19 protein-coding genes and 2 pseudogenes are annotated in these 21,551 nt (G+C 43.0%); 8 read left to right on the forward strand and 13 right to left on the reverse strand.

Going from position 1 to position 21,551, the window contains the following annotated elements:
- Positions 1–79 precede the first annotated feature (79 nt).
- From HC246_RS26820 to HC246_RS01930, 6 genes and pseudogenes are all read right to left on the reverse strand, one after another.
- Positions 80–466: pseudogene (locus tag HC246_RS26820) on the reverse strand (transposase family protein); the annotation flags it as partial.
- A 13-nt stretch (positions 467–479) separates the two neighbouring features.
- A pseudogene (locus HC246_RS26825) lies at positions 480–617 on the reverse strand (helix-turn-helix domain-containing protein); the annotation flags it as partial.
- An 88-nt stretch (positions 618–705) separates the two neighbouring features.
- The gene (gene eno / locus HC246_RS01915) at positions 706–1,989 is read right to left on the reverse strand and encodes a phosphopyruvate hydratase (protein WP_169361913.1); all 1,284 of its coding nucleotides are present in this window, start codon (positions 1,987–1,989) and stop codon (positions 706–708) included.
- Positions 1,990–2,162: 173 nt separating this feature from the next.
- On the reverse strand, positions 2,163–2,531 hold the full coding sequence (locus HC246_RS01920) for a cyclic nucleotide-binding domain-containing protein (protein WP_169361914.1): 369 nt from the start codon (positions 2,529–2,531) through the stop codon (positions 2,163–2,165).
- Positions 2,532–2,735: 204 nt separating this feature from the next.
- Positions 2,736–3,170 (reverse strand): DUF6918 family protein, encoded by a 435-nt coding sequence (locus tag HC246_RS01925; RefSeq protein ID WP_169361915.1) that lies wholly within the window; start codon positions 3,168–3,170, stop codon positions 2,736–2,738.
- A gap of 34 nt (positions 3,171–3,204) precedes the next feature.
- Entirely contained in the window at positions 3,205–3,948 is a 744-nt protein-coding gene (locus HC246_RS01930; RefSeq protein WP_169361916.1) for a TIGR00297 family protein, read from the reverse strand.
- A gap of 121 nt (positions 3,949–4,069) precedes the next feature.
- Here HC246_RS01930 and HC246_RS01935 point away from each other — a divergent pair, with 121 nt between their 5' ends.
- Positions 4,070–4,702 carry a DUF1361 domain-containing protein gene (locus HC246_RS01935; RefSeq protein WP_169361917.1) on the forward strand — a complete coding sequence of 211 codons (633 nt, stop codon included), beginning with the start codon at positions 4,070–4,072 and terminating at the stop codon, positions 4,700–4,702.
- Positions 4,703–4,729: 27 nt separating this feature from the next.
- On the opposite strand, the gene HC246_RS01940 is transcribed toward HC246_RS01935, so the two are convergent.
- The 3 genes from HC246_RS01940 to serS are packed head-to-tail and all read right to left on the reverse strand — an operon-like array spanning position 4,730 to position 7,175.
- Positions 4,730–5,131, reverse strand: a complete 402-nt coding sequence (locus HC246_RS01940) for a hypothetical protein (protein ID WP_169361918.1) — start codon at positions 5,129–5,131, stop codon at positions 4,730–4,732.
- Positions 5,132–5,183: 52 nt separating this feature from the next.
- Complete coding sequence (locus HC246_RS01945) at positions 5,184–5,855, reverse strand: L-threonylcarbamoyladenylate synthase (RefSeq protein ID WP_169361919.1); 672 nt, start codon at positions 5,853–5,855, stop codon at positions 5,184–5,186.
- Positions 5,856–5,900: 45 nt separating this feature from the next.
- On the reverse strand, positions 5,901–7,175 hold the full coding sequence (gene serS, locus HC246_RS01950) for a serine--tRNA ligase (RefSeq protein ID WP_169361920.1): 1,275 nt from the start codon (positions 7,173–7,175) through the stop codon (positions 5,901–5,903).
- A gap of 272 nt (positions 7,176–7,447) precedes the next feature.
- On the opposite strand from serS, the gene uvrC reads away from it, so the two are divergent.
- The 4 genes from uvrC to HC246_RS01970 all read left to right on the forward strand — a co-directional run bounded on the left by uvrC (position 7,448) and on the right by HC246_RS01970 (position 11,434).
- Positions 7,448–9,325 carry an excinuclease ABC subunit UvrC gene (gene uvrC / locus HC246_RS01955; protein WP_169361921.1) on the forward strand — a complete coding sequence of 626 codons (1,878 nt, stop codon included), beginning with the start codon at positions 7,448–7,450 and terminating at the stop codon, positions 9,323–9,325.
- Positions 9,326–9,712: 387 nt separating this feature from the next.
- Positions 9,713–10,234 carry a hypothetical protein gene (locus tag HC246_RS01960; protein ID WP_169361922.1) on the forward strand — a complete coding sequence of 174 codons (522 nt, stop codon included), beginning with the start codon at positions 9,713–9,715 and terminating at the stop codon, positions 10,232–10,234.
- A 695-nt stretch (positions 10,235–10,929) separates the two neighbouring features.
- Positions 10,930–11,205, forward strand: coding sequence for a BrnT family toxin (locus HC246_RS01965; protein WP_169361923.1), 276 nt, complete (start codon positions 10,930–10,932; stop codon positions 11,203–11,205).
- Positions 11,189–11,434, forward strand: a complete 246-nt coding sequence (locus tag HC246_RS01970; RefSeq protein WP_211167598.1) for a hypothetical protein — start codon at positions 11,189–11,191, stop codon at positions 11,432–11,434. Before HC246_RS01965 ends, HC246_RS01970 begins: the two co-directional genes overlap by 17 nt.
- Positions 11,435–11,541: 107 nt before the next feature.
- On the opposite strand, the gene HC246_RS01975 is transcribed toward HC246_RS01970, so the two are convergent.
- Both HC246_RS01975 and HC246_RS01980 read right to left on the reverse strand, forming a co-directional pair.
- Entirely contained in the window at positions 11,542–13,716 is a 2,175-nt protein-coding gene (locus tag HC246_RS01975; protein WP_169361925.1) for a glutamine synthetase III family protein, read from the reverse strand.
- Positions 13,717–14,083: 367 nt separating this feature from the next.
- Positions 14,084–15,004: a branched-chain amino acid transaminase gene (locus tag HC246_RS01980; RefSeq protein WP_169361926.1), complete on the reverse strand. Its 921-nt coding sequence runs from the start codon at positions 15,002–15,004 to the stop codon at positions 14,084–14,086.
- 126 nt (positions 15,005–15,130) lie between these two features.
- Between HC246_RS01980 and moaA the strand changes: the two genes are divergently transcribed.
- Both moaA and argZ read left to right on the forward strand, forming a co-directional pair.
- The gene (gene moaA, locus HC246_RS01985; RefSeq protein ID WP_169361927.1) at positions 15,131–16,114 is read left to right on the forward strand and encodes a GTP 3',8-cyclase MoaA; all 984 of its coding nucleotides are present in this window, start codon (positions 15,131–15,133) and stop codon (positions 16,112–16,114) included.
- A gap of 654 nt (positions 16,115–16,768) precedes the next feature.
- Positions 16,769–18,880 (forward strand): bifunctional arginine dihydrolase/ornithine cyclodeaminase, encoded by a 2,112-nt coding sequence (gene argZ, locus HC246_RS01990; RefSeq protein ID WP_169361928.1) that lies wholly within the window; start codon positions 16,769–16,771, stop codon positions 18,878–18,880.
- 37 nt (positions 18,881–18,917) lie between these two features.
- On the opposite strand, the gene HC246_RS01995 is transcribed toward argZ, so the two are convergent.
- The gene (locus tag HC246_RS01995; RefSeq protein ID WP_169361929.1) at positions 18,918–19,985 is read right to left on the reverse strand and encodes a patatin-like phospholipase family protein; all 1,068 of its coding nucleotides are present in this window, start codon (positions 19,983–19,985) and stop codon (positions 18,918–18,920) included.
- A gap of 483 nt (positions 19,986–20,468) precedes the next feature.
- On the opposite strand from HC246_RS01995, the gene HC246_RS02000 reads away from it, so the two are divergent.
- Positions 20,469–21,068 carry a nitroreductase family protein gene (locus HC246_RS02000; RefSeq protein WP_169361930.1) on the forward strand — a complete coding sequence of 200 codons (600 nt, stop codon included), beginning with the start codon at positions 20,469–20,471 and terminating at the stop codon, positions 21,066–21,068.
- A gap of 76 nt (positions 21,069–21,144) precedes the next feature.
- Here HC246_RS02000 and psaK read toward each other — a convergent pair whose 3' ends face one another.
- Positions 21,145–21,417 (reverse strand): photosystem I reaction center subunit PsaK, encoded by a 273-nt coding sequence (psaK, locus tag HC246_RS02005; protein ID WP_169361931.1) that lies wholly within the window; start codon positions 21,415–21,417, stop codon positions 21,145–21,147.
- Positions 21,418–21,551 lie beyond the last annotated feature (134 nt).

Consider the following 21,551-nt stretch of genomic DNA (forward strand, 5'->3'; position numbering starts at 1 on the left):
CTTCCCCCATACTGTGATATCGCTTCTCCCAGAAATGCCCCGTTTGAGGAGAGGAAGTTTTAGAGGTAGGAAGAGCAACTTCAAAGTTATAAATGGCAGCAATCAAATTACAACGTAAACCAAAACGACGACGACGGTTACGATAAGGCAAAGAAAGAATTTTAAAAATCTTCAGCCGACGATTAACATGCTCAATCGCAATACGTTGACGAGCAAGTTGGCGATTAAACTACTTATCTTCCTTGGATAAAGAGCCATTTTTAGGCTTTTTGATAGGAACTAGCGAGTTAGGATGCAAATTTTGTAAACCTTGATAACCCTTATCCGCTAAACCTTGTGTCTACTCGTGAACCCGAACTCCACTGGCTTTGAATAATGAAAAATCGTGCTGCTTACCATTACCGTAAGCAGTACAAATAATCTTGAGATTTGTCAGATCAACCACCAGTTGAGCTTTGAGGGCATGGTGCTGTTAACCGAAACTTCTTGGATTTAATTAAGTCATTTTCTACTTTTTTGACAGTGCGGCAGATCGTTGATTCTGATACCTCCCAATCGTTAGCGATATGAAAATAGGTGCGATATTCACACCAATACTGCAAAGTAACTAAGAGTTGACATGTCGGTTCAATTGCGACACCTTGGATACGATAAAGGATAGACGGTACGCCGCCTATCCTTTGCCTTTTAGTACTAGAGATTTGCTTAGCGAGAAGGACCTAAACCAACAGCGCCAGCGTATACTGCTTGGCTGCCAAGTTCTGCTTCAATTCTGAGTAAACGGTTGTACTTAGCAACGCGCTCACTACGACAGAGAGAACCTGTTTTGATTTGACCTGCGCGTGTGGCAACAGCAAGATCAGCGATCGTGGTGTCTTCAGTTTCGCCAGAACGGTGACTGATCACCGATCGATAACCATTACGGTCTGCGGTAGCGATCGCTTCTAGAGTCTCGGTCAAGCTACCGATTTGATTGAGCTTAATCAAGATGGCGCTAGCACAACCTTCACGAATACCACGCTCTAGACGGGTCTTATTGGTTACAAATAGGTCATCACCGACTAATTGCGTATTAGTAAGTTGATCGGTCATAGCTTTCCAGCTAGCCCATTGATCTTCTTCTAATCCATCTTCGATAGAGACGATAGGATATTTGGAGATCAAACCTTCGTAATAGTTAACGAACTCTTGGGGACTGAGGGTCTTGCCATCGATCGCATAGTTACCATCTTTGAATAGCTCATTAGATGCTACGTCTAGCGCTAGTGCCACTTGTTCCCCAGGTTTATAACCTGCTTTGGTGATTGCATCGATTAGCAATTCTAGAGCTGCTTGATTGGACTCAAGGTTGGGGGCAAATCCACCTTCATCACCCACGGCAGTTGATAAGCCCTTTTCATGGAGTACGGAGCTAAGAGCTGCGAATACTTCTGCACCGTAGCGCAAAGCTTCCTTAAAGGTGGGTGCGCCTACGGGCACAATCATAAACTCTTGGATATCAACGTTATTATCAGCGTGAGCGCCACCATTAAGAACGTTCATTAGAGGCACAGGCAACACATTCGAGAGAGGATTGCCTAGATAGCGATACAAAGGTTGTCCGATCGCTTTGGAGGCTGCCTTTGCTGTAGCAAGAGAAACCGCCAAGATCGCATTTGCTCCAATGTCAGATTTGTTAGGTGTGCCATCACGTTTGATCATGATGCGATCGACTAATTCTTGATTCAGCGCATCGACCCCCTTGAGTTCGGGTAGAAGTTTTTCGTGAATATTGCGAACTGCGATTAAAACTCCTTTGCCACCATAGCGTTTTTTATCTCCGTCCCGTAGTTCGTGGGCTTCAAAACTACCTGTAGATGCACCACTGGGAACCTGTGCGAGACCGATTGCGCCGTTGGCAAGTTTGACTTCCGCTTCAACGGTTGGTTTACCACGCGAATCGAGGATTTCTCGTGCAGCGATCGCAATGATTTCTGTTCCTTTAGTCACTGTGAACTATTCCTTGTAATGATTAAGTGAAACTATTCGCAATAATCTTACAGTTTTGCGATGCCCCATTTCTCAAATGTTAGGTTTTGATTAAAAAAATTGACAAATTTGGCATTTACTCAGTTGATTTGTAGCCTTTAAATCACCCTTATTGCTACGAAATTATCATAAAGTTATTCAATTCCCAAAACTAGAGCATCAAGCTTTCTAATTCTTTCAACCATTATCTTCATCACGCTAAGCGCAAAATATGGAGTTTGTTGCACTAAAAAAGTAAAGCGTTTCTCATCAATCGGAACCAACTTACATTCTGTTTTGGCGATCGCTGTAGCACTTCTTGGGGATGCGCTGATGAGAGCCATTTCTCCAACAATGCCACCAGCACCAGTGAGATCTAGCAATTTACCATCTATAGAAATTTCTACTTCACCTTCAAGCACTACATACATGCGATCAGCGATCCCACCTTTTTGGAAAATCACTTCACCCGCTGGAATTGTAATGAAGTTTTTTTCGTTTTTAAATAAATCAATCGTTGTCAAAATGTAGCTCCGTTTTATTATTGCTTTATCTGAAAATGAATAAACACAAAGTTCATTTACTTATCATGATATGAGATGGTCGAAGCAAAGTTAAGGAACAGTTAACTTACAGCGCTTTGTGCTCAAACCCAAACCAAGAAAATTTTTAAAAGCGTTGCTTCGCAACGCTTTTAAAAATTTTCTTATAGTTCTTTTGATCGAAAGCTACTTAGCATATTTACCAATTATCTCCGCCAAATCTGGAACCGCGTCTTCAACATGTTTCTTGGCAGAATCACGAAATTTCTCATAGACTCCTCTCACCAGTTGAATCTTAGTATTTTTTGCTTTTGTATCAGTAACAGCTAACAATGCATCTGCGGTGCGTGACTTATTCGCTTTCAGATATTCTACAGGTTCACCTTGTTGGAGTCCCTCTGCCCAAATGGGATCAATTTCGTTAAAGCATGGTTGCGAGAGTGAATCAACTACACTATAGATATAATTGGGCTTAAGCCCCTTGAGCGCAGCAAAGGCTGTTTTGAGAGCGATCCCACTCATGCCTGTTTTGCTAGCTAGTTGTGCATCGATCATCTCGCAGCATTCTTGGACAATTAAGGCTTTGTTATCAGGGGTTAACAGATTTTCACTTAGTCCCATTACAATTCTTCTAAATATTAAAATTCGCGATTTATCATCTCATAATTGCAGCAATCAGAGTCGCGATCGCTGCACCGATGGTCGTATTGATACCATTAACGAGTTCATTGGTGAGCCAGTCATATTTTTCTTGCAAAGTTGCCCCGATCAGGCTTTCGATATTTGTGGCAATGAAGGCAGCGATCGCACACCAAAGCAAATCCCAAGGACTCGTTAATAAACTCACTGCCCAGCCAATTGCCGCGATTAAGAGTGAACCAATGATCCCTGCAATAGTCCCTTCGAGGCTGACAGCGCCCTCAGTCCCTGCGGGGACAGGTTTAAGCGTGGTAATCAAAAATGTACTTTTGCCATATGCCTTGCCAATCTCGCTGGCGGTTGTGTCGGCAAGCTTAGTACTGAGGCTAGCAACATAGGCAAGTAGCCACAGAGGACTTGGCGCGATCGCATAGCCAATTGCACAAACTGCACCTGTCGCCGCCGAACCCCATAAATTTTCGGGACCTCTTGCCCCGTCGCGTTTTTCGGCAATGCCTTTTGCTTCTTTGATGTCCTTACCGATGCGAGTTACCCCAGAACCCACGATCAGATAGCTTAAAATAACTACATAACCTTGCCATCCTAAACAGCCCCAGATCACAATCCCTAAAATCCATGCATGGTAAATTCCTGCTGTGGTTAAAACTTTGCGAGGTAAGAGTAGGGCGATCGCTCCCAGACAAGTATTTAGGGCGATCGCGATCAACCAGCCCTGTGAAATGGGGAAACTATTTATCATGGCAGTCAATCTTAGAAAAATGAATAAGTAATAATTGGCGCTAAAAGCAAATGTTTATTTCCAAGCCTTTGGCTTGGAAATAAACACAACCCTATATTCAACATACTACGGAGTAAAAATAATGACAGAAGCATTTGAACAGTTTTTAGGAAATTTTCGGTGGATGGGGTGGAACTTATTTTTGGCAATAATTCCTTGTGTACTTAGCTTTATCTTATTTACGAAGCGATCGCCAAAGCGCTTACCTCAAAATTTTATGTGGTGGTTAGGGCTAATAACTTTTATCCTATTTCTGCCTAATGCCCCTTACATAATTACCGATATTATTCATTTTGTGGATGATGCACGTACACCTGAGATTTCCGATAATGGTGTGATTTTTCTGATCATCCCTCAATATACTATCTTCATCCTATTGGGCTTCCAATGTTATGCGCTCTCTTTGATCAAACTTGTGCAGTACCTAGGATGGCTGAAGCTGATTAGAAATATTACGTTCATGGAAATCAGCATGAACTTTATCTGTGCCGTTGGCGTGTATTGGGGAAGATTCAATCGCTTAAATAGTTGGCATGTACTGACACAACCAAGGAGAGTTTTGGAAACAGCCATTAGCAATCTCGAAAATCCTAACTTCTTCTTTGGCACAATCTTATTTTTTATAATCTTTACAAGCCTCTACTACATTTTTAAATGGATTAATTTGGCGATCGCTTTCTATTGGCACAATCGTTCCAATCAAGTTTCTGTATAAAAAAAGGGACGCAAAGCGTCCCTTTTTTTATTTGATTAATGATTCCCCAAAAGTCCGAATTGTCGGTAATGTATCTGTAAACCATCCCAACCCTAAACCTGCTCCAGCAATTAGGGCAAGTACAAAGAAATTCCAACCACGATTATTCATAAATGCGCGTAGTTCAGTTCTCGCTACATACATCAACATTGCCCAGACCACGCTAATGCCAAGGGATAATAAAAATTGCTCTTTTTTGATAAATACAAAAATTACTGCCGCGATCGCCCAACCGACTGAAAATATCCACTCTGCACCAAAAGCGATCGCTCCAGCAGGAATCCAGATCCGCCAGTCAGCTTTATGAATCGATAGCAACCACCCGTAAGCAATATAACCAACTAATACAAGAGCTAGCGACAATATTGGCAGTTTTCGTAAAGTACGCATATCTTATATCTCCAGAGTAAGAAATTTCGCAGTTTTAAAATGAACGCTTTAGTTAAAAAGGAGCTACCCCTAATCCTTGACGTAACACGCTTGGATTGAGATCATCGGTTAAATCGAGGATGGTGGAGACTTCGTAGCTATGATCGGAGCCATCATCAACGATGAAATCTACTAGTTTAGAAAAGCGATCGAATAGTTCCATCTTTGGCAATTCGCACACATTACGTTGCTTAGCATTTTTGGACTGATGGCTAAAATCCTCTTCATCGATATCATCTTCCGTCAGGTTTGCCGATGTGGAGATAATGGGATTTCCCAATGCTTCGATAATGGTTTGAGATACACCATGATCGGGAACTCGAATCCCTGTGGTTTTACGTTTAGGATTTAATACCAACTTCGGCACAAGTTTGGTGGCTGGCAAAATGAAGGTATAGGGACCGGGAACCAGACTTTTCATGGTGCGATAGTTGGCATTAGAAACGATCGCATATTCTGAGATATTCGATAAAGAAGAACAGAGAAATGTCAGTGGCTTATCGTTTGACATTTGCTTGAGTTTGCGAACACGTTCTATTGCCGACTTAGACATCAAATCGCAACCGATCGCATAGACTGTATCCGTCGGATAGAGCATAATCGCGCCATCGCGTAAAGCATTCACGATCTGAGCGATCGTCCTTGCTTGGGGATTGTCTGGATGCAGTCGATGAATGGTTGCCATAGTTGAGCCTTGGATAGTTCTCTAGAAAAACACGCTATGCTTTCTCTAGAGGTATTGTCTGTTAAGTAGAGGTTGTAGCACTTCAGGAATTAAGACGCTTCCGTCAGGTTGCTGATAGTTTTCCAGAATTGCGGACATGGTGCGTCCGACTGCCAATCCTGAACCATTAAGGGTATGTAGAAACTCCGTTCCCTTTTTGCCCTTACTCTTAAAGCGAATATTGGCGCGACGGGCTTGGAAATCAAGGAAGTTCGAGCAGCTAGAAATCTCGCGATAGGTATTTGCAGAAGGGAGCCATACCTCAAGGTCATAGCATTTGGCAGCGCTAAAACCTATGTCACCAGTACAGAGTTCCAGCACGCGATAGGGAAGTTTTAAAGCTTGCAAAATTGATTCTGCATCACGCACCAATTTTTCATGCTCTTCCGCCGATTTTTCAGGATGCACGAATTTAACCAGTTCCACCTTATTGAACTGGTGTAAACGAATCAGACCTCTAGTATCACGTCCATAACTTCCTGCTTCTCGACGGAAACAGGGGGTATAAGCGCAATGATGAACTGGTAAATTTTCTTCATCAAGGATTTCATCCCGATACAGATTAGTAACTGGAACTTCGGCAGTTGGAATAAGCCACAGTTCATCTTCTGCACATTTGAATAAATCTTCTGCGAATTTAGGCAATTGTCCTGTGCCTGTCATGCTTGCTGTATTCACCAAAAGTGGCGGCGCAACTTCCACATAGCCATTGGCAGTGTGGGTATTCAACATGAATTGAATTAGTGCCCGTTCGAGGGCGGCTCCTGCACCCATAAGATTCACAAAACGGGTTTGAGCGATTTTAACGGCGCGTTCAAAGTTGAGAATACCTAGCTTTTCGCCAATTTCCCAATGGGGCAGAATATCGGTGCGTGTAGTCTTATATTCATCACCCCAACGTCGGATTTCCACATTTTCGGTTTCATTTGCACCGATAGGAGTAGTTTCGCTCGGCAAATTGGGCAAGGTCATCAAGATGACATTGCTTTCTTCACGCAACGCTCTTTCCTTAGGTTCTAGCTCTGCGAGTTGTTGTTTGATTTCGGGCGATCGCGCTTTTAGTGCTTCAATTTCGGCGGCGGGCGCACCAGCTTTCATTTTGATACCAACTTGCTTGCCGATGTCGTTGCTTTCGGCTTGCAAATGCGATCGCTGAGTTTCTAATGCACGAACTTCCTGCTCTAGTTCGACCAATCTACTAATGTCGTAACCTTTGCCTCGACTGTTGAGGCGAGCTTGCACCTGTTCGGGCTGCGATCGCACGAGCTTAATGTCTAACACGGACTTTTATTTACCTAAACGCACTCAAAGCATCATAACCCACAGCGAAGCACAATCAAGTAACATCAGTTTGCGATAAGTATCTAAACCCAAATCCAAAACCTGTGGCGCACGCTGCGCGTGCGCCACAGGTTTTGGGGTTTTATATTTAATTGCACCCAGCTACTTATATAGCAGTCCTAAATCATTTGTAGATTTTTGGGATTTGTGGAAGCACACCCCTTCGGGGTGTGCTTCCACAAACCATTTAGGATTGCTATATGATTTAGATCATGACGGAGCCATTACTGCAAAATCCTGAAAAATTACAGGCAAGGTTAAAAGAAATCCCTCTGGAAGCAGGGGTTTACTTTATGCGCGATCGCCATGATGGGGTCATCTATATTGGCAAATCAAAGGCGCTACGCAATCGCGTGCGATCGTACTTTCGTAGTAGTCAGGACTTGTCACCACGCATTGCCATGATGGTGCAGTTGGTGCATGAGATTGAGTTTATTGTCACTGACTCCGAAGCAGAAGCCCTTGCCCTCGAAGCAAATTTAATTAAGCAATATCAGCCCTACTACAACGTTCTCTTAAAGGATGACAAGAAATATCCTTATGTTTGCATTACTTGGTCAGAGGACTATCCACGCATTTTTATTACGCGCAAACGGAGAATGGGCAACACAAAGGATAAATACTATGGACCTTATGTAGATGTCTTTAATCTCAAACGGACTTTAGGAATCATTAAAAGAGCTTTTCCATTGCGACAGAGACCTGTACCCATGTTTAAGGATCGTCCCTGCTTAAACTATGACATGGGCTTATGTCCGGGAGTCTGTCAGGAGAAGATTTCACCAGAAGAATATCGCAAAACAATGTTACGAGTAGCGATGGTATTTCAGGGGCGCTCTAGTGAATTAGTGGAATCCTTTACGGAAAAGATGGAAGCGGCAGCGGAAAATTTAGAATTTGAGAAGGCTGCCGATCTTCGCGATCGCATTCAAGTGCTGAAAAATCTTGGCTCCGATCAAAAGGTTTCCCTACCTGATGATACGATTTCTCGCGATGCGATCGCTTTAGCCTATGACGATCAACATACCTGTATTCAGCTATTCCAGATTAGGGCAGGACGCTTGGTCGGTCGATTAGCATTTGTCGCGGATAGTCAGAGCAATACACCAGAAGCGATTTTGCAACGTACTCTCGAATCCCATTATCAAAATTGCGATCCTGTAGAAATTCCCAATGAAATTCATACCCAATTGGAACTGCCTGAAGTAGAAATTTTGCAAGCATGGCTCAGCGATCGCAAAGGGCGTAAAGTCGCGATCGCTACTCCCCAGAGACAGCTTAAAGCCGAGTTAATTGAGATGGTGGAACGCAATGCCCAATATGAGTTAGCAAGGATTCAAAAACAAAGCGATCGTAATTTACAAGGCTTAGAAGACTTAGCTGAACTCCTCAATCTTGATAGTTTACCGCACCGTATAGAAGGTTACGATATTTCCCATATCCAAGGTTCTGACGCAGTGGCAAGCCAAGTCGTTTTTATCGATGGAATTCCTGCTAAGCAACATTATCGCCATTATAAAATCCGTAACCCTGATATCAAGTCAGGACATTCCGACGACTTCGCCAGCCTTGCGGAAGTCATCGCCCGAAGATTCAAAAATCATGCCAATCACCAATCATCAATCACCAATTCTCCAGAACCCGATTTCCCTGATGTGGTGATGATCGATGGTGGCAAAGGACAATTATCATCGGTGATGAAAATCATCGATAAGTTAGGCTTACGCGATCGCCTAACCGTCATTAGCCTTGCCAAAAAACGTGAGGAAATTTTCTTGCCTGAGCAGTCGGAACCTTTGATAAGTGGCGATCCAGAGCGGGCTGGGGTGCAGGTATTGAGGCGATTACGAGATGAAGCCCACCGTTTTGCAATTACGTTTCATCGCCAAAAACGCAGTCAGAGGATGCAGCGATCGCACCTCGATCAAATTACAGGTTTAGGACATCATCGCCAAAAAGTCCTGCTGGAGAAGTTCCATTCAGTTGAATATATCCGTCAAGCTACAGTTGAACAAATCGCCGAAACTGATGGCATTGGCAAGAAGTTAGCTCAACATATTTATAATCATTTTCATCCAACAAGTAGTTAACCAACTCAATCCTTTGTACTGACTTGAAATCCATTAACAACAATTGGAAGCAAAACTTTATAAATGGAATAGATGAGAAGTAATACCTAAATCGCATATTCTATCACTTCTAAAATAGAGCTTGATAATATATGATAAAACCGCGAAACTTGGTCATATATAATCAAGTTATTAGAACCTAACAGAAAAACGAATTCTAGTTAATCACTTAGCTTAGTTAATGCGTTTCAGGTCAATCGTTAGGTTGTCATCAATGGGTATCGCAATAATACTCATGACCAATAGTACGCTCAATGTCAAAGAATAATACAGGGTAATACAGAGAAAAAGTGCAGAACAGATTCTGTGACGTTGCCATATATTGTTTATACCTTATGGAGGTGTAATATGATCAGTTGGAAGAGATTGAGTATATTTGTATCGGGAGTCTTGCTAAGTGTGATGCTTTGGGCTGGCTCTTTTCAAGCTCAGGATCTCGTTGAGGTCTATCGGTGGTGGCAACCAAACGATAGGGACTGGATTTCGTTAGCAGAATATGAAATTCCTGATGCGAAACTTGAAGAGTGGGGCTATCAAAATAAAATGTTTCAATTTTACGCTTCAAAAACACCTGTCTCCAATGGAGTAGCCGTGTATCGATGGTGGCAGCCGAACGATAGGGACTGGATTTCGTTGGCAGAGAATGAGAATTCTGATGCAAAACTTGAGGAGTGGGGCTATCAAAATAAAATGTTTCAATTTTACGCTTCAAAAACACCAGTTCCCAATGGAGTAGCTGTATATCGGTGGTGGCAGCCGAATGATAGAGACTGGATCTCTGTAGCGAGTAACGAAGTTTCTGATAGCCAAATGAAACAGTGGGGTTATCAACACAAGCAATTTCAATTTTACGCTTGGAGGAAAAAATAACTGTCGCAGTCCTAAATCATTTGTAGATTTTTGGGTTTGAGGAAGCGCCCCCCTGCGGGGTGCGCTTCCTCAAACCCTTTAGGATTGCTATATGACAAAAGAAATGATGGAAATATCAGTTACTTACTCATAATTAGGCACTTGCTATTTATTAAAGTACCTGTTGGCTTCGACTCCGCTCAGCCAACGTTAGCTGAGCGAAGTCGAAGCTAGATAACTTTGGTGGGACATTTTTTATCCGCAAGCGCCTTAACAGACACTGCAAGTTCAAAATAGGGAAAGTTGAGTAACCCAAAAGATTTCTAAATGAGTTTCCCGAGCTACCATTTAGGCTTGGTTATCTTGAAAATTAAAGGGATTTAGCGATCTCCAATCTTGTAGTGTAACCTAACGAAATGTAACGCACCTTAGCTGATTCAGAAACTTTTGTTGGATTGTCATTGATGCAAGGCAATTAACTCACAGTTCAATTATTTGAAGAAGGCAGTGTAAAAATCCACAAAATAAACATGGTCTAGACACTGAGTCGGATCTGACCTCTCAAAAGAGATATTTAAAAGCTAAAAATTATTTTAGGCTTTATTCCTAGCGTAGGTCAGTGCGATCGCCGATCTCGTAGGGTGCGTTAATGGAATGTAACGCACTTTTTTAATGCTAAACTCAGCTTTTGAAGTAAAGTAACAAGTATGGTTTAGATGCAATTTGAATGGAATCCAAACAAAGCAAACTCAAACTTGAAGAAGCATGGTATTTCATTCAATGAGGCATCTACTATTTTCAACGATCCTTTATCTGTGACATTTCCTGATCCAGACCACTCTTACGGTGAGGAGCGTTACGTTATCATTGGATTATCCAATAATAATCGTATCCTGATAGTCAACCATACAGATCGAGCAGATCGTATTCGGATTATTAGTGCACGAGAAGCAACCCGAAATGAGAAGAGGTTTTATGAAGATGGAGAGTAACAACGAGCTAGAAGACGACTTAAGACCTGAGTATGACTTTAGTAAGATGCAGGGTGGCGTTAGAGGAAAATACGCTGAACGCTACAGGACAGGAACGAATGTAGTATTACTTGATCCTGATGTTGCTCAAGCATTTCCAACAAGCGACTCAGTTAATGAAGCACTTCGGCTGCTCATGCAAATTGCTCAAAGACAGAAGCTTAACACCTCGTTGGAGCCAACCTCTTAAAAGCGCGATCGCCTATTTAGGTTGCATTAATGCAATGTAATGCAAAACAAAAAAACGTAAGAATCACTAAGTGATTCTTACGTTTTTTTGTTTTGGTCAAACTGATGTTACTTAATGAATAACATCTCTTGATAGGTAGGCAATGGCCATAGATCATCAGCAACTTCAGCTTCTAGGGCATCGACATATCCACGGATTGTATCCATCAAAGGACGCACAGTTTGAGCCGTGAACTGCATATGCTCTTCAGTAGAAGCAAAGTCATGCTTAGCCAAAGCATCACTCAACTTGCTAACACCATCGATCGCCAATTTGGCGAGTGAAGAAACCTTGTCAATGGTTTCTTTATCAAAATCAACACCAACTTCCTTGAGGCTCAGGGCAGTATTTGCCAATTCTGACAAGTAACGAGTTGCCGCAGGGTAAATCAAAGTCTTCACAATGCTCACAACCAGCTTTGCTTCTACCGCAATAGAGTTAATGTATTGCTCAGCATAAGTCTCAAAGCGGCTAGCCATCTCTACAGGAGAGAGGACATTCAACTTGCCAAACAAATCAATGATTTCAGGTTCCTTGAGCACAGGTAAAGCATCAGCAGTGGTACGGAGATTGCGTAAACCACGCTTCTCAACTGCTTCCTTGTGCCATTCTTCAGAGTAGCCATTGCCATTGAAGACAATCGCGCCATGTAACTCCATCACCTGCTTGAGCACAGAACCAATAGCAGCATTCAAATCAATACCCTTAGAGATTTCAGCCTCTAATTGATCTGCCATCCAGTTGAGGGAGTCTGCCAAGATGGTATTCATGGCAACGAGAGGACCAGCTACCGATTGACCAGAACCGACAGCACGGAACTCAAAGCGGTTGCCAGTAAATGCAAAAGGAGAAGTACGGTTGCGATCGCCGGGGTCAGTAGGTAGAACAGGCAAGGTATCTACACCAATATGCATCTGACCTTTGCCAGTGGAACTCTTAAGATCGCCTTGGCGGATTTGCTCAAATACATCCTCAAGCTGTGAACCGAGGTATACCGAGATGATCGCAGGAGGAGCTTCGTTAGCACCTAAGCGGTGGTCGTTGCTCGCAGTTGCCACCACTGAGCGGAGTAGAGGTCCATACTTGTGAATACCACGGATGACTGCACCACAGAACACCAAGAACTGAGCATTGGAGTGAGGGGTGTCACCGGGGTCGAGCAGGTTGCCTTGAGTTGCGTTACCAACGGACCAGTTAACGTGCTTACCAGAACCGTTAATACCTGCAAAGGGTTTTTCATGGAGCAAGCAAACAAAGCCATGCTTCTTAGCAGTGAAGCGCAGCATGGTCATGATCATTTGTTGGTGATCGGTAGCTACGTTAGCTGCTTCAAATACAGGAGCAATTTCAAACTGTCCAGGGGCAACTTCGTTGTGACGAGTCTTAGCAGGAATACCGAGACGATATAGACGCTCTTCAACATCTTGCATGAAAACCTGTACACGCTCTGGGATTGCACCAAAGTAATGGTCATCAAACTGTTGACCCTTAGCCGAAGGCTTACCAAATAAGGTACGACCTGCGAGCAACAAGTCAGGACGAGCATTAGCAAAGTTGGCATCAACGAGGAAGTACTCTTGCTCAGCACCGCAGCTAGAGTTAACAGGGGCAATTTCCTTTTCACCCAAGATTTTTAAAACTCTAGTTGCAGCCTTGTTCATTGCTGCGTTGGAGCGGAGGAGAGGGGTTTTCTTGTCAAGAGCTTCACCAGTCCAAGACACGAAAACTGTAGGAATACATAGGGTAGAACCATTGTCGGTTTCCATGATGTATGCAGGGCTGGTGACATCCCATGCAGTGTAACCACGGGCTTCAAAGGTGGAGCGGATACCGCCATTGGGGAAGGAAGAACCGTCTGGTTCACCTTGGACTAATAATTTTCCTGCAAATTCTGAGATTGCCGATCCATCGCTTTGGACTGAAATGAATCCATCATGCTTTTCGGCAGTAGCATTGGTTAAGGGGTAAAAGACGTGGGCATAGTACAGAGCGCCCTTAGAGATTGCCCAATCTTTCATTGCTAGGGCGATCGCGTCAGCTACTGAGCTATCAAGGGGTTCACCAGTTTGAATGGTTTTCTTAATGGATTTAAAAACTGGCTTAGGCAGGCATTCCTGCATTTTGCTCAGAGTAAACACATCGGTCGCCCACAATTCTTCCAATCGCTTGGGAGCTTTTTTGGGCTGTGGCTCGCGATTGGTAATTTGAAAAATGGCTTGAAGGCGCGACTCGTTTCCGCTCATGGTTGTTCGTAGGGGATATTGTCAAGTTTTTCTAATCATACTCAAGATATATTTATCAAATAGATAAAAAAGATACCGATTTGATCGCACTTGATTGGTATAAACGCGCACACAAAATTTTGAAGAAAAGATTGATGCCTACATATTTTTATTTTTAAGTCACACATATATCAAGAATACGATTTTTATATATGCACCTAGAATACTCAGTGATTAAAAAACTGCGCGTTGGGGATAACTCAAAATAGTTTTTAAGAGAGGTTCGGCTACGCGAAACCTCTCTTAACAGAAAACCTTGCTACACGAGGTTTTCTGCTCTTGATAAATAAAAAAGAGGATTTGCTAAGCAAACCCTCTTTTTTATTATTTACACTTTAGTTAGCCAGTGATGATAGTCAGGCAAGAGACCTTGAACAGCCTTACTGTATAAATCACGGAGTTTCTTAGTGATTTCGCCAATAGTGCCATCGCCAACAGGACGATGATCAAAACTAGTGATCGGTGCAAGCTCAGTCGCAGTACCAACAAAAAATGCCTCGTCGGCAATATATAACTCAGTGCGATCGATTGTGCGCGATACAGTTTCTAGTCCTAATTCTTTTGCAGCTAGCTCAATGATCGAACTACGGGTAATACCTTCGAGAATATTGTCAGTAATAGAACTAGTAATCAGCTTTCCTTCTCTTACTAAAAAGAGATTCATCGCACTTCCTTCTGCAACATGACCTTCATTTGTCAAAACGACAACGTCATCAAAGCCAGAAGCATAGCCATCAGTCTTAGCAAGGGCAGTATTTACATAAGCACCATTAACTTTTGCTCTCGCAGGAATAGCGTTGTCATCTAAACGCCGCCATGAAGACACACCGACTTTAATACCGTTGCTAGTATCGAGGTAGCCATCCATCGGCACACTGAACAAACAGAAATCATCATGGGTATGAGGAACTTTGAGAATTGGTCCAATACGAAGGTCAGCTTTGTAGATAATTGGGCGGATATATGTCGCAGAGTTACATTGATTGCGATGTAATAACTCGGTAGTAAGGCTGATCATTGTGTCAACATCAAGAGGATGTTGCAAACCAATAATGCGGCAGCTTTGGATTAAGCGTTGATAATGCTCTTTTAGGCGAAATGCCGCCATGCGGTTTTCTTCAGGTAGCCAATACGCCTTAATCCCTTCAAAAACAGCCGTACCATATAGAAATGCGTGAGTGCGGACATTGATTGTGGCATCTTCGAGAGGGACAAATGTTCCGCGTATATAGGCGTACTGTGAGGTCATGGTTTAACACATCTGGATCAATTATTTTTCTATCATATAGCTATGACAAATTAAAACCCAGAAATTAATTTTGACGCGAAGCCTCAAAGTTAATTTCTTAAATGCAAGCCATGAGGACAAAACTCTGTGAACAATGTTGACTACCTTCGCATCAGTTTGATCGATCGCTGCAATTTTCGCTGTACTTACTGTATGCCAGAAGGCTCGGAAGTCGATTATATCCAAGCACAGGAAAGCCTTACCAATACTGAATTAATTAACCTGTTGCGAGAGGTATTTATTCCATTAGGGTTTAAAAAATTTCGCCTGACGGGGGGAGAGCCTTTATTGCGGCGCGATTTGGTGCAACTAGTAGAAGCGATCGCCAATCTTCAAGGTGTGGAAGATCTGTCAATGACCACTAATGGCTTTTTATTAAGTGATTTAGCAAAACCCTTATACGAAGCAGGTTTGAGACGGATTAATATTAGTCTGGACTCCCTAGATCGCGATGTATTTCGCCAAATCACAGGACGTAACCTCTGGGAAAAGGTGTGGGCGGGAATCTTGGCGGCTTATGAAGTAGGCTTCGATCCGCTTAAATTAAATGTGGTAGTTGTGCCAGATGTGAACGATCGCGAAATATTAGATTTAGCAGCCCTCAGCATTGATCGCCGTTGGCATATTCGCTTTATTGAGTTTATGCCTATTGGTAATGACAGCCTATTTACCCATAAGGGCTGGGTGGATTCGGCAACCTTGCGGCAACAAATTAGCGATCGCTATGGTTTAGATACTGGCAACTGTAAGGGCAACGGACCCGCCGATGTTTTTCAAATCCCCAATGCGAAAGGGACTTTAGGCTTTATTAGCCAAATGTCGGAATGTTTTTGCGATCGCTGCAATCGGATGCGGCTCTCGGCGGATGGCTTATTGCGACCATGTTTATTAAATGAGTTAGGACAGATCGATCTCAAAACTGCCTTGCGTCAGGGTCAACATTTTGCCGAATTACGGATGGCGGTGCGCGATTTACTTAATTTAAAAGAGGAAATTAATTTTAAAGAACGTGATCGGGGCATTGGTGAGCAAAAAAGTTATTTCCGCACCATGTCCCAAATTGGTGGCTAACAGAGAGTGGCGGCGCAAAGCGCCGCCACTCTCTTACAACTAAATAAACAAATAAGGCTCGCATAGCGAGCCTTATTTGTTTATTTAGTTGTAAGAGTACAAAATATCCCTTCGGCATCAGTAGCCACCATACCGTATGTGTAGCGGATAGCTCTAGGTCTACTGATTTGCGCTTACCCCTTTCGGAAGTAATTGCCATTTCGGGGATACTAGACCCACACGGGGGGGAATAGGATGGGTCTGCTAATAATGTACAGTAATCGAGATATATTTGCAAGAGTTTATCAAAAAATTTTTGATGCCCTGCTCAATGAGACATTTTGGAACTAGCACTAAAGTGAGTCTCATTAAAATGAAACTTTTAGGGACTTGCTATTAATTAAATTATCTAGATTCGACTTCGCTCAGCCAACGTTAGCTGAGCGAAGTCGAATCTAGATAATTTTGGTGGGACATTTTTTATCCGCAAGAGCCTTAGGGATAATTTCAGTATTGCCAATTATCAAGAGATCATAACTTTTACAAGGAGTTGAGGCATAACGTATTCGGTATCATTAAAGGTTGGGAGCTTCACCATTGTTTGGTAATTTTTGGGATCTCCCACCGAAGCATGAGCTAAGTTTCGCATTTTCTCTCAACTATTTATTGATATTTATGACTTCCTCGTTGAATTATCTGATGTGTGCCCCTGATCACTACGATGTAGACTATGTGATCAATCCTTGGATGGAAGGCAACGTCCACAAATCTAGCCGTGATCGCGCTGTGGAGCAATGGCAAAAACTATATGGAGTCCTTAAGGGTTTAGTTAATGTAGAGCTAGTGCCCCCTGCTAAGGGATGGCCAGACATGGTATTTACGGCAAATGCAGGATTGGTACTAGGTGACAAAGCCGTATTAAGCCGTTTCCTCCATAAAGAGCGTCAGGGCGAAGAACCCTATTTCAAAGCATGGTTTGAGTCGAAGGGTTTCACGGTGTATGAGCTGCCCAAGGACTTACCCTTTGAGGGCGCAGGTGACGCTCTATTCGATCGCGCAGGCGGTTGGCTATGGGCTGGTTATGGCTTCCGTTCAGAACTAGATGCTCATCCTTATCTAGCAAAATGGTTAGATGTAGAAGTCCTATCTTTACGCCTCATTGATAATCGCTTCTATCATTTAGATACCTGCTTCTGCCCATTAACTGATGGCTATTTACTGTATTATCCCCCTGCCTTTGATTCCTATTCCAATCGTTTGATTGAGATGCGGATTCCTGCGGAAAAGCGGATTGCCATTGAGGAAGCTGATGCGGTTAATTTTGCTTGTAATGCGGTGAATGTTGATCGCAATGTTGTCATGAACAAAATTAGCGATGGCTTAAAACAGCGCATTACGAAGGCTGGCTTTAATGTGATCGAAACACCGCTTACGGAATTCCTCAAAGCAGGTGGAGCTGCTAAATGCTTAACCCTCAGAACTTTTGAAGTTCCCATTACCAGTGAACAGGCTGCTCTTGAGCCTAGTGGTGTTGAGGCAAGAATTGTGGAATTAACAGGACATCTACTGGATTCTGGAATTATCAATCGGGCGCTCGATCTAGTTACTGACAATGGTGGTAGCTTCCAAGTTTTAGAATTTAATCTCGGTGAACAGAGACAAAGTACATCCTTAGCAAGGATTCGCATTTCTGCACCATCCCATGACCTCATGGAAACCATCATGGGCGAATTGATTGAAATTGGTGCAGTCCTACAGGATCGCGATACCTCCGATGCCAATCTTGAGCCAGTCCTCCAAGATGGCGTTGCACCCGATGACTTCTATGTCACCACCATCTATCCCACCGATGCCTGTGTCGATGGTGAATGGATTCGTTGCACCAATCAACGGATGGATGCAGCGATCGCGATTAGTCCCGATGGCAAAACGGCAACCTGCAAGCTCTTGCGTGATTTAGTTGTTGGCGATCGCGTTGTAGTTGGTTACGATGGCGTGCGGACAGTGCGTAAACCTGAAGCCAGAGACAATGCCAAGAAAGAAGAATTTTCCTTCATGGGTGCAGGTGTATCTAGCGAACGTCGTGTCGAACTTGTGGTCGAACAGATTGCATGGGAACTGCGCCAAATTCGCGATCGCGGCGGCAAGTTAGTTGTCTCCTGTGGTCCCGTAGTTGTACACACGGGTGGTGCTCCTCACCTTGCCTACTTGATTCGTGAAGGTTATGTGCAGTCGATGCTCGGTGGTAATGCGATCGCTGTTCATGATATGGAACAGTCCTCCATGGGAACTTCCCTCGGTGTTGACCTTAAGCGTGGTGTCAGCGTCAAGGGTGGACATCGCCATCACCTCAAAGTGATTAACTCTGTCCGTCGCTATGGCAGCATCCACAAAGCAGTGGAAGCAGGCTTTGTGAAGACAGGCGTAATGTACGAATGTGTCAAGAATAATGTTCCGTTTGTTCTAGCTGGTTCCATTCGCGATGATGGACCTTTGCCTGACACGGTGATGGATTTGCTAGAAGCTCAACGCCTCTACAGCGAACAAATTCGCAATGCCGATATGATCTTGATGTTGTCATCAATGCTGCATTCTATCGGTGTGGGCAATATGACTCCCGCAGGTGTGAAGATGGTTTGCGTAGATATTAACCCTGCCGTTGTGACGAAACTCTCCGATCGCGGTTCTGTAGAGTCCGTCGGCGTAGTCACCGATGTCGGTCTCTTCCTCAGTCTCCTCGTTCAGCAATTGAAAAAGCTCGATAGCCCTGTAGCGATCGCTGCCTAATTCAAAATAAAAGCCCTGCAATTGCAGGGCTTTTATTTTATGAGTGAATAGCAGAGACTAGTGCATCCAGTTGACCATCGCCACCTTGATTTAGAAAATCATTCGCCACCTCTACCAGACTTACTAAATTAGTAGGATCAGCTTGGAAAGTCGAAATGTGTTTGTTTTTGGGAACTAGAGGCTGATAGCGATTATATTGATCCTTCAGCAATTGGGCAGAGATGTAATCAATCAAATCTGCGGAACCATCAGCATATACTTCAAGGAGTGGAATGCCCTTTTTAATATTCAGCCAATCTAGTACGCCCCACGTCTTGACTGAATCAGCACTAATCCGATCTTCCATCTGTCCTGTTCCAAAGGATGCGACTAGAATATTCTCTAGACTCACGGGTTCGCTACTCCTTTTTAAATTTAGACATTCGGCGATCGCGCAAAGTGATGGATTATTAGCAACCACGCCGCCATCAATTAAGGGGACACCATTGCTTTCTGGTGGGATTTGAATTCTTAGAGGGTTTTTAATAATTGAATGGTCGGGATTTTGTCTGAGGCTAGCAATGTAGGTGGGGTCGCTTAAGATATGCCCTGAAAAAGCAGTAGGAGCAGCCGAGGAAGATCGGCAAACTTCCCAAATTGGAATTTGCGAAAACTCAGGTTGATTACTCTTGAAAACTACCGCAGTACGATTGTAGGCATCATAGGAAACTACCAGAGTTGGTTTTGGTAATCCACCAAATAGAATGTCACCAAAAATATCTTTGTCTTGCAAAACTCTATCTAGTCCATCACCAGGAAATAGAGGAAGGGACAAATCTCCAGTTTTAATCCTGTCAAGCAGGCTGTTCCACAAAAAACTAAGACTTTTCAAATCAGGAAAGATATCTTTGCCCCTATCCTCATAAAACTTACGCAGATCTTTTGCCGACATCCCTTTAGCGATCGCGCAAGCAATGATACTACCTGTCGAAGTACCTGCGAACATATCAAAATGCTGGTTTAGAGGAGAACCCAGTTTCTGTTCTAATCGCTCTAAAATTACTGTTGTCAGTAAGCCACGAATACCACCACCATCACAAGCCAGAATTTTGAACTTGGAAGCCATGAATGTTACCTCTCACTTAGTCTAAATATTAATCTGATGCAGCAGCTTGCATAACCAGAAATAGCGAACCGATGAAAGTAGTGACTTACATTACTTTCATAAATTTCACTGGTTTTTATGACAATACAAGTCACTGTAATGTTTCGTAGTTTTGTAGATGTAGGATGACTAGCCCTAATAGGAAAACAATACAAAGATGATTTTTAGACACTAATTATCTAACAAAATAGCGATGATCAACTAAATATGTACCACTAGTTAATTATTTGGATCTAATAATCTAGAGAATAAGCGGTGCAAAACATCACTTATTCTCTAGAGCAGTCCTAAATCATTTGTAAATTCTGGGGTTTGTGGAAGCGCACCCCGAAGGAGGACGTTTCCACAAACTCTTTAGTCTTGCTCTAGAGCACTAAACAATTATTGAAGGGATAAAATAGTTGTAAATTATGAATTCTAGAAACACGTCGCTAAATATTTAATATGGAAAATCCTGCAATTACCAATCACGAAATTCATCCCTTAATCGCTCAACGTTGGAGTCCTCGTGCCTTTGATAGCAAACTTGTAGAACCTGAAAAACTTGCCCAGTTGTTTGAAGCCGCACGCTGGGCTTCCTCTTGCTTTAACGATCAGCCTTGGGCATTTATCGTAGCGACCAAAGACGATACGGTGAACTATCAGAAAATGCTGGATTGCCTTGTGCCTTTTAATGCATCGTGGGCGCAAGTGGCTCCAGTATTAGGATTAGTGATTGCTCAGAAAAACTTTAAACACAATGACAAGCCCAATGCTTGGGGTGAATATGATGCAGGTCAAGCAGCAGCAACTCTAGTATTGCAAGCTACAGCTTTAGATCTAGTCGCGCACCAAATGGGAGGTTTTGACGCTGATAAGGCGATCGCTACTTTCAATATCCCTGAAACTGCCAAACCAATTGCCGCGATCGCGATCGGTTATGCAGGAGAACCTAGTAATTTGCCAGCAGAATTGCAAGAGCGAGAAACTGCTCCTCGTTCGCGTAATCCCCTATCAAGCATCGTCTTTACAGGCGAATGGGGAAATTCGGCTACGTTTATTTAGTATTGTTGACTTCGGCTTCGCTCAGCCAACAATACTAAAAAAAGAGAGTTCGCTGTGCGAACTCTCTTTTTTTAGCTTATAGCAAACCTGCTTGAGACAAGCCCAAAATCCAACCTGCACCGAGGATATGTCCTAGGCAAGTTACACCAAGCAATTCAGGAACACCAAAGCCTTCAAACAAACCAGGTAGTTCTATAGGCAAGTTGGGACCAACACCTTTGACTTTGATGCCGTAGCGAGCAACAACTAATGCAAACAAGTTAGCGGTTACCATGATCAAACCAACACCAGCAGACCATGTTGGGGTAGCGGGAACTGCGGCAAGTAAGTTAAGAGTTAGATGTGTCATAAATTTGATTTCCTGAGTTTAATTACCTATTAAAATTTTTTTTAACTGCCATAATCCTAAAGTTAAGTACAGACATCAGGAAATTGTTCTTAAGTTAAATTCATTAAACTTAGTAATCGTTTACAGTCAATCAA

Source organism: Pseudanabaena yagii GIHE-NHR1, from assembly GCF_012863495.1.
Taxonomy (GTDB): Bacteria; Cyanobacteriota; Cyanobacteriia; order Pseudanabaenales; family Pseudanabaenaceae; genus Pseudanabaena; species Pseudanabaena yagii.